The 8,170-nt window shown below is 50.4% G+C and carries 9 protein-coding genes and 1 riboswitch; of the genes, 3 read left to right on the plus strand and 6 right to left on the minus strand.

Going from position 1 to position 8,170, the window contains the following annotated elements; all coding sequences use genetic code 11:
- Together H6F80_RS12530 and H6F80_RS12535 are read right to left on the minus strand one after the other, a co-directional pair.
- Window positions 1-765 (minus strand): hypothetical protein (locus tag H6F80_RS12530; RefSeq protein WP_190791882.1); only part of this gene is annotated, 765 nt, incomplete at its 3' end.
- A 321-nt stretch (window positions 766-1,086) separates the two neighbouring features.
- The gene (locus tag H6F80_RS12535; RefSeq protein ID WP_190791883.1) at window positions 1,087-2,337 is read right to left on the minus strand and encodes an NB-ARC domain-containing protein; all 1,251 of its coding nucleotides are present in this window, start codon (window positions 2,335-2,337) and stop codon (window positions 1,087-1,089) included.
- 1,514 nt (window positions 2,338-3,851) lie between these two features.
- Between H6F80_RS12535 and H6F80_RS12540 the strand changes: the two genes are divergently transcribed.
- Window positions 3,852-4,136 carry a hypothetical protein gene (locus tag H6F80_RS12540; protein WP_190791884.1) on the plus strand — a complete coding sequence of 95 codons (285 nt, stop codon included), beginning with the start codon at window positions 3,852-3,854 and terminating at the stop codon, window positions 4,134-4,136.
- A 49-nt stretch (window positions 4,137-4,185) separates the two neighbouring features.
- Here the strand turns inward: H6F80_RS12540 and H6F80_RS12545 are convergent, their stop codons facing one another.
- The 4 genes from H6F80_RS12545 to H6F80_RS12560 form a co-directional block, all read right to left on the minus strand.
- A complete protein-coding gene (locus H6F80_RS12545) occupies window positions 4,186-4,734 on the minus strand; it encodes a DoxX family protein (RefSeq protein WP_190791885.1) in 549 nt (182 codons plus the stop codon).
- Between the two features lie 347 nt (window positions 4,735-5,081).
- A complete protein-coding gene (gene sipA / locus H6F80_RS12550; protein WP_190791886.1) occupies window positions 5,082-5,324 on the minus strand; it encodes a regulatory protein SipA in 243 nt (80 codons plus the stop codon).
- Window positions 5,325-5,366: 42 nt separating this feature from the next.
- Window positions 5,367-6,428 carry a sirohydrochlorin chelatase gene (locus H6F80_RS12555; protein ID WP_242067319.1) on the minus strand — a complete coding sequence of 354 codons (1,062 nt, stop codon included), beginning with the start codon at window positions 6,426-6,428 and terminating at the stop codon, window positions 5,367-5,369.
- Between the two features lie 36 nt (window positions 6,429-6,464).
- Window positions 6,465-6,619: riboswitch (cobalamin riboswitch) on the minus strand.
- A 99-nt stretch (window positions 6,620-6,718) separates the two neighbouring features.
- Window positions 6,719-6,988, minus strand: coding sequence for a hypothetical protein (locus H6F80_RS12560; RefSeq protein WP_190791887.1), 270 nt, complete (start codon window positions 6,986-6,988; stop codon window positions 6,719-6,721).
- Window positions 6,989-7,237: 249 nt separating this feature from the next.
- Here H6F80_RS12560 and H6F80_RS12565 point away from each other — a divergent pair, with 249 nt between their 5' ends.
- On the plus strand, window positions 7,238-7,873 hold the full coding sequence (locus H6F80_RS12565) for a MarC family protein (RefSeq protein ID WP_199296538.1): 636 nt from the start codon (window positions 7,238-7,240) through the stop codon (window positions 7,871-7,873).
- 86 nt (window positions 7,874-7,959) lie between these two features.
- A partial coding sequence (locus H6F80_RS12570) for a GTPase (RefSeq protein ID WP_190791888.1) occupies window positions 7,960-8,170 on the plus strand: 211 nt, incomplete at its 3' end.

The raw sequence follows: 8,170 nt of genomic DNA on the forward strand, positions 1-8,170 counted from the left end.
GGGAACTGCTCCGCATCGCTCTGCCCTCCCTTTTGCCGTAACAGCGTCACCAGAATTCGAGACGTATATTCCTCTCGATCGCGTTTTGCTGCATTGGCGCAACTCCCCGTAGCATATCCACCCCAGGTCAGTGTTTAAGGGCACAGCAACACCGAATGAATAGATTGGTTGTCCAGTAGCTTTGTTGCGTTCACGAACGATCGCGTTTCTCTCATAAATTAGCGGTAGGGGATTTCGGAGTGCCTGGTTTGCGTCGTTTTTTTCCCGATCGTTGGCGGCAGTCGCACGATCCTTGGTAGCAGTTTCACGAATCAACCTAAACTGCTTAGCAGCTTGCCCAAAGTTACCTTTTGCAAACTCAGTCATCCCCGCCTGCATCAGGGCACGATAAGGAGCTTCAAGCTGAAGGGCTGAATCACCATTCTCGATCGACCGTTCTCCGGTACTCATCAGACGATCGGCTGGAAGCACTAGAGGAGGAGAATTGTCAGCAGGAGAATTGCCAACAGGAAACCCACAGGCAACCGGATTCGATCGACAATAAGCCACGCGCCCAATTCCTCCTGTTAAGGCGATCGCGCCCAGCAGCAAAAACATCCAGGGCTTCAACCTGAAGGATTGACCTGAAGAAAGAGCCGCAAAAACTTTAGAGAATAAAAGAGAAGAAATTTTAGGAGAAGCATTAGAAGCAGCAGGAGAACTGGCGGAAACAGCCGGAGGAGGAGTAGGGGAAATAGTCGGGACAACAGCAGAAGGAACGCTCATTGAATATAACGGCTGACTTGACTGCTCGATCGCCTAAAAAATTTCGGTGTAAGGATGCCCAAAGCTGAGGGCCTTAATGAGCTGATAGTAATGCCTACGCCTCCCCTCGATCGTCAAAGCCGTCCTGCAATATTGACAAAACTGCGCCGAGTTAGGATTCTTACGATCACCGGGACATAAGGGGTTGATGCAGTAGCTCATGGGTGGAGGAGAAAGCGGAAAAAGAGCTGAAATTCCCTCGAATTCGCATACAAGCCCAAAATCAGGAAGCGCACGCAACCACAATCATTGCCTGCAATTTATTCTCTGAACCGCCCGTTCTTAACCGCACCGTCGCTGACAAAATCGACGCACCATTGGCTGAAGCGTATATAGCACTTGAGTGTCTTCCGCAACGCTCACCAGCAGCGATCGTCGTTCGAGTGCCGACTTTGCCGGCAGTAAGCCGCGATTGTTTCCCACCTGCTGCGTTAAGCTCTCGCGCAGTTCATCTAGATGCAGCGGTTCACTGTTTGCCAGACAGCACAAAATTGCACGCTCTTGAGGGTTTAAGCCGTTCCAGTGCTGCTCCAAAATTGCCTCGACCGCATCCGGCAGATACGAGTAGCGCAAAAACTGGGTGATGTCGCCGTGAAAGCTTTGCTGAATGGTTGCCGCCGCTAGCGTTAACGCCATTGGATTGCCGTCATACAGCTCAATTAACTGTCCGGCACTTTGTTCATCGAATGCAAGTTGATGGGTTTCGAGCAGTTTATAGCACGCTTCTTCATCTAAACCGCCCAGCGCATACGATCGCCCTTTGCCCCCTGCTGCCCCAGCCAGAACGGTAAAATCCGGCGGTTTCTCACAGGTGGTGACAACAATGCGGCTGCGCTGATTCGTGCTGAGATCCTGCCACACTCTCGAAAATCGCTGATGTGCCTCGCGTCGCTTCTGGGGGTTTGTTTCGCTCGATCCGATTTCGTCGAGAATCACCAGTGCCTTTTGCTGGCGCAGGGCTGCGATCAGCTTTTCGGTCAGCGATCGAACCGACAAACCCACCTGAAAATCAGCAAAACTCAGGCTTCCCGGAGACAGGCGATCGAGCAGCTCTTGCAAAATTCGCTCGGTTGAATCGCTATAGGAAAACGTTTGCCAAACCACCTGAGTAAACTGAGATTGCAGGTCTGCTGCTAGCTTTCGCGCCAGGGTGGATTTACCCACTCCGCCCAAACCGTACAAAATCACCAAATAATACTCGTCTTGCAGAAGCCACTGTTTCAGCTTTTGCAGTTCTTCCTGCCGACCAAAACAAGGAGCGGCGAGCGGCGCAGAATCAAAATCTTGCACGATCGGCTGCTTTCTCAGCGTGGTCGGGTCTACGACTTCCTGCCAGTCCAAACCCAGAAACTCGCAAAACTGTCGAAAGGTGGCACATCGAATCGGTTTTTCTACGTTATAAAATCGCTTCCAGGTGCGGTAAGAGGCGATCTTAAGGACAACGCTCAAGATTTCAGTCGAGTTCGGGCTGAAGCCTTTTTGAGACAACGCCTGATAAATCTTTTCCTGCCCGATCGCCGATGCCCTGCACATGGCTGTCTTTCGTCCTCTCCCACTTCACCCTCTCGCCCTCATTGTAACTGACCTGCAAACTGGTAACTGACCTGCAAACTGCCCCAGAAATAGCTTTTGCTTTTGATGATGCAGCTCGATCGCATCGTTTCTATCCTTCACTGCAACATCAAACCCAGCAATATTTTGTTAGGCAATCGATCGTCGCACTCGATCAGAAAAATCTATCGGGTTGACTTCGGCTCTGCCATGACCCACGGTTTGAGCGGAAAAGGAACGGTGGCAGATCGTGGGAACCTTTGGCTACACTCCCCTTGCGATAATCGATCGATGAATTTACAGTACCGTTCACTCAGTGGGGATTTAGCTTTATCAATTTTTTAGCTGTTTCCTGGTTTCTCTATTCTTGTTTCCATTCTTTCTTTTTGCTGACACTATTCTTTTTGGAATCATTTCAATCCTCAATTGGCTATTCTTGCTCTTGTTCCTCGCATCTATTCCAGCTCTGTAAGTGAATCCGATTTATTCCGGGTGAGGTCACGATCGACTCGAAATAACATTGTTGCTAGGAAATTGCTGGGAAATTGCTGAGAAAGCGTGAGGATAGCTCCAAACACTGAGAATCAGCCTGTTAAATCATCGATATATCTATGCTGATAAATTTTTCTATTGTTTTTTAGCAATAAACGTAGAATCATGAGATACAGAAATCATCCCCCTTAAACAGAGCGCAGTGACCTGAAGCCGATCGCTTTCAAAGCAGCAGCAAAGCTAACCGCCTGCCTTATAGCGGCACGAGCGCTGTCTCAGTGGAGGGTCATCCTCGTTGCGTGAATCCATCGACGAGCAACGTTAAATTATTCGGTCTTTCTGCTGTGGGTGAAGGCAGCATTGCAACGTACCTGACTGCCTTTTGTCTGATCACCTTCTCCTTGGGCAGCTAGCAGGCGATCGCTCCTACCTCAACGCTGATTTTGTTCCGCTCTACGGGCTACACGAAAAACTACGGCATCGTCTTCATTCGGCGCTAGCGCACTGCTGGAAACGCTCACCGTGGGTCAGATTCACGATGTATTCGCTAGCTATGCATCCTTCTTTTATGTCACGGGATTGCTGTATTTCACGGGATTGCTGGCAGCCGTCTTCGCAACTCCTCAAATCTCCTCTAATTTATACTCTTCAATAGCAAAATATTAAAACAATTATGAATACGATCGAAACTTATCTTTATCAATTTATGTTTCGAAGAAACGAGCAAACATTGCAAAAAGTGAAGTTAAAAGTTAGAGGCTTGATTCGTCAAACTCCGTCTGGACGTGAATTTCAGCCGTTTCTCAAATTATCCTTTTCCACAATCTAGACGTTAAATCTTCTTGCGACCATCCCACGGAAAACAAGAGCTGCACTTCAATAGGAAATATAGCGAGGAGATCGATCGAGAAGCTCAAGTTGTGCAGGTTCTCATCACTAGATTTCTCCTTTGCCACGGATTTTTTCCTAGCTTGCCGTGCGTCTGATATAAGGATTTGAGGACGATGAACCTATACGCTCAATTGACCCAACTCATCTTCAGCTTCTACCGCGAAAATCCCTATCAGCTTGAGGAGATTCGCTGTCTGCAAAGCTGCAAACTGTCAAGACGCTGGGGTGTTCTAAAAATTATTTGCCCAACCTTTGAAGTTGCAGAAGCCCTGGTCTTGGGCATTAACACCTTAAAAGAACCGATCGCCCAACTGCGTCTTGCTCAACAGATCGAAATCAGTGTGAATCGAGCAGTAGTGCAGTACTTCACAGTGCCATCCTCCAGACTCACAGCTTGAGCAAGGTTTTAGGACGATCGGTTTACTGCTGCGCCAAAGCGACTTCTATTTACTTAATGGCTGCTTCCTGAGAAACAGATTGAGAAACAGATGCAGCCGAGGTGGTGACCCCCAGTGCCGGAACCGGAGACGCTGAAGCTGCGCTCAACCAACCCGCCAACAGCGTGTCCACCGAGAATAAACCTGCCCCATTCACTACAAAGAACAGGAAGCAGGCAGCATACAGCATCGACAGTTCCAGGTAAGGAATACTGAAGCCTGCCACCAGAACATGGTGATACATCGCGACCAGCATGGTGGAAAACAGACCCAGTGCTGCTGGACGGGTGAGAAATCCCAGTGCTAGCAGTGGTGCGCCAATCAGTTCTGTGAGGGCTGCCACATAGCTGAAAAAGATCGGGAAGGGTAGCCCAATGACTTGAACGTAAGCCTGAGCGAAACTTTCGATATTAGAGAGTTTGTCGATTCCGTTGTGAACCATCACGACACCTGCCACGACCCGCAAAATTGTCCAGGCAGTTTGAGACAGGTAGTTCGGCGTGAAATTGGGCTGAAGAACCGCGATCGTCGTCGCAGTAAGACGTTGTACGAGATTCATAGCTTATCTAAATGAGGAAGGATGAGTGCAAAAAGAGCGAAGCGAACCATGCAGTGCCAGGGAACCTGGGAGCGAGGCTAGCGATGTGAAGCAGTTTTCCCCTGGAAATCATTCGTTGGGGATCATCGTGAGCCTACACTCACTATTATATTAAGAAATATAACAAAATTTAATGAATAATCAAGAAAATGAGAGCTAAATTTTGCTCCTGCAATCAGGAACAGCGATAAAGGCAACCGCAATAAAACAAAACCCCGCCCACAAGATGCAGACGGAGCAAGGTTATACCTAATTGAGCGGGAAGAATGAAGAGTGAAATGTTAAGGGACGGTTAGAGTCAGATTCGCTTATTTAGACAACAAGCGATCGATGTATTGGCTTTCCATCAAAAAAATCCCCCTGGCAAACTTCACGCCCCAGTAATTGCCGGGACGGCGATCCATCACAACGCCTTCTTCACCAAGCTGGATCAAACTGGGAGGACGCAGCATCGGCATCGGGTCAGCCGTTTTGAGATAAGGCGGCATCACCACGACTTGCACTCGATCGCCCACCGTAAATTCTTTAGTCTCTGGTTTTGCCTCTGACATTGCCCATTCCTCACTCTGCTGTTTTTAGTGTATCGCTCTCAGCTAGGGCACATTCCAGATCCGCTGATGGTATTGTTCCGGCTCCGCATAGGGGTCGATCGCCTCATGAGCATGACCGTGCGAATGTCCGTGATCATGAGAATGTCCATGATCGTGCGAATGTCCGTGCGCGTCTCCCTGACCGACCGCCGCCAGCCGAAATTTGCACATTTCACAGTTCATGTTTACCTGACCAAGCTGGGTTTCGATTTCGCGATCGCGCAGCACATGGAAAAGCTGGGGGTGCAGTCCCATTTCGGGGAGACAGGTCAGCTCAATGTCAGGGTGAAGCTGCTGCTGCTCGTCCACAATGTTGAAAATCTTTTTAACGAGCGCACCCGTAAACAGGAAATAGGGCAGCACTACGATCCGCTTCGGTTCGTACAAACGGGCACGGCGGAAGCCTTCTTCGAGACGGGGATGGGTAATGCCAATAAAGCAAGTTTCGACCGTGTGATAGCCGCTACCTTCCCACATCATCCGCGCCATTTTATAAACGTCACCGTTGGCATCGGGGTCGCTTGAGCCTCGTCCTACAAACAGCAGCACTGTCTCGCTGCGATCGATTCCTTGAGGGTTCCACTGGGGCTGATCCAGCTCTACCAATCGGGTTTGCCATAGATCGAGAATACCTGGCGTGATACCAAAGTGCCTGCCGTAGTGAAACTTGACCTGCGGATGCCGCTGACGGGCGCGATCGAGTTCGTTGGTTACGTCAAATTTGTTGTGCCGTGCCGCGAATAGCAAAATCGGCAGCACTGAAAGCTCGGTATAGCCCTGCTCGACACAGCGATCGACTCCCTGCTGAATCGTCGGTTCCGTTAACTCCAGAAAACAGGGAACCACCGGACGCGACGAATCGAGAGCCTGATATGCTTCGGCAAAGTCCAGCAAGCCCTGCCGCCCATCAGCATCGCGGCTTCCATGTCCTACCAGCAGCACCGGACGGTGCAACGGCAGCGGCGCAAGCTGAACAGCGCTGACAGACTCGCGATCGGCAAGATTAAGCGAATCCTGCGGGGTAATTTCCGCAAAAGAACCAGAAATATCAGAGGAAAGCATCATATCTCAAGAACCCTTTTCCCGTGCAGCGCAGGAAATAGAGTGAAAAACCAGCAAGGCGGCATCCTGGCTTAGACTCAGCGTTGAAACGCACGATCGAGATTCATCGTTAAGATTCACGGCTGAGATTTACAGTTGCGGCACAGCGTCGGACTCACACCGAACTTTCCCACCCTTGCGGCGATTCACGTTTGCCAAGCTATCTTATCCCATTCCGCCAGCAGCCTCTATGGTGGGGTGGGGGATTGCGTTCATCCCTAACCTTAGAAAGCCACACTTTAAGAAACCATACTTTAACGAGGCACGCGGTCTCGCAGCAAATCGACCGATCGAGGCTGCACTTCATTCGGCAACTGGGCGACCCACGCTCCTGGTTGCTGACTCAGCGGCTGAGCAGGCAAATCATCACGGGCGAACTCAGAGAGGTCAGGCAACATTGCCGCCAGTCGTGCTGTGAGGTGAGGCAGCATCGGCACGGAGCCAAACAAAGCCAAAGTTCCCAGGGATGAGGCTGAAAAAAGGCTAACTGCCAGCAAACGGTCTACCAGCGATCGAGAACGCATAGGCTTAACAGTTCGTTACCTTGACATCTTCATCAGTCTATCGCTGCTGCTGCGGTTTGTGTAAATCATCATGATTGGGATCCTAATAGGGACTGTCAAATGGGAACTGTCAGCAGACAGGTTGAATTTTTAGTTAGATTTCCAAGGACTGAAGTTTCAAAGCCCTCCCCGACTCAACCAAGGGCAGGATGAAGCGATCGATCCATCAAGCTACGCTAAAAGAGAAATTTTAGGAGCAGTGAGCGGCTGATGGAACTCTCCATCGAAATCTCGATTTTTGTCCGAACGTTTATCGCCGTGTTTGTGCTGGCGGATGCGCTGGGAAATGCACCCATTTTTTTGATATTAACCAAAGGGATGGAGCTGCCGGAACGAAACCGGGTGGTCGATCGCGCCAGTTTGATCGCCACGTTGATCATCCTGACCTTTGCCTTTGCCGGAAAATACATTCTCAATTATCTGCATATCAGCATGGCGTCGCTTCAGGTGGCGGGTGGTTTGCTGCTGCTGATGATCGCCCTCGATATGCTCAGAGGTGAACTCGATCAACCGATCGTCGAACAGGGACGCGACGTTGCCATTACTCCCCTGGCTCTGCCCCTGCTTGCCGGACCCGGAACCCTTACCACCGTCATGCTTCTTATGTCGAATGCGCCTTCTGCGGTAGGACACCTCAGCGTGGCGGCTGGAATTGGGGCGGCGATGGCAGTGACGTGGTTTATCTTTCGTCAGGCAACCTGGATTGATAAGTTCATTGGAGCCGAAGGCGCAGTCATTGCAACTCAGCTTCTCGGTTTTCTACTGGCGGCTCTGGCGATCGAGATTGGCAGCTCTGGCATCCGGGAACTGCTGATGACGCAGGCAACCCATTCGGGATGGGGCTAGGTGAAATAGTCGATTCCGCCCAAAACCTGGCACACTGGACAATGAACATTAGATGAACCTGAAAGGGATAGACCTGGGATTAGACCATGCTGAGAGCCGGAATTGTCGGACTGCCCAACGTAGGCAAATCCACGCTGTTTAACGCGCTGGTGGCAAATGCAAAGGCGGAAGCAGCAAACTTTCCCTTTTGTACGATCGAACCGAATGTCGGAGTGGTGGCTGTGCCCGATGAGCGGCTACAAGTGCTGTCAAAGATCTCTGATTCAGTAGAAGTGATTCCGGCACGGGTGGAGTTTG

The organism is Leptolyngbya sp. FACHB-711, from assembly GCF_014695615.1.
Taxonomy (GTDB): Bacteria; Cyanobacteriota; Cyanobacteriia; order Elainellales; family Elainellaceae; genus Leptolyngbya_A.

Bases quoted from the DNA above. Each gene is read 5' to 3' on its own strand.
- H6F80_RS12535 (WP_190791883.1), bottom strand. From the start codon at position 2,337: ATGTGCAGGGCATCGGCGATCGGGCAGGAAAAGATTTATCAGGCGTTG.
- H6F80_RS12540 (WP_190791884.1), top strand. From the start codon at position 3,852: ATGAACCTATACGCTCAATTGACCCAACTCATCTTCAGCTTCTACCGC.
- H6F80_RS12545 (WP_190791885.1), bottom strand. From the start codon at position 4,734: ATGAATCTCGTACAACGTCTTACTGCGACGACGATCGCGGTTCTTCAG.
- sipA (WP_190791886.1), bottom strand. From the start codon at position 5,324: ATGTCAGAGGCAAAACCAGAGACTAAAGAATTTACGGTGGGCGATCGA.
- H6F80_RS12555 (WP_242067319.1), bottom strand. From the start codon at position 6,428: ATGATGCTTTCCTCTGATATTTCTGGTTCTTTTGCGGAAATTACCCCG.
- H6F80_RS12560 (WP_190791887.1), bottom strand. From the start codon at position 6,988: ATGCGTTCTCGATCGCTGGTAGACCGTTTGCTGGCAGTTAGCCTTTTT.
- H6F80_RS12565 (WP_199296538.1), top strand. From the start codon at position 7,238: ATGGAACTCTCCATCGAAATCTCGATTTTTGTCCGAACGTTTATCGCC.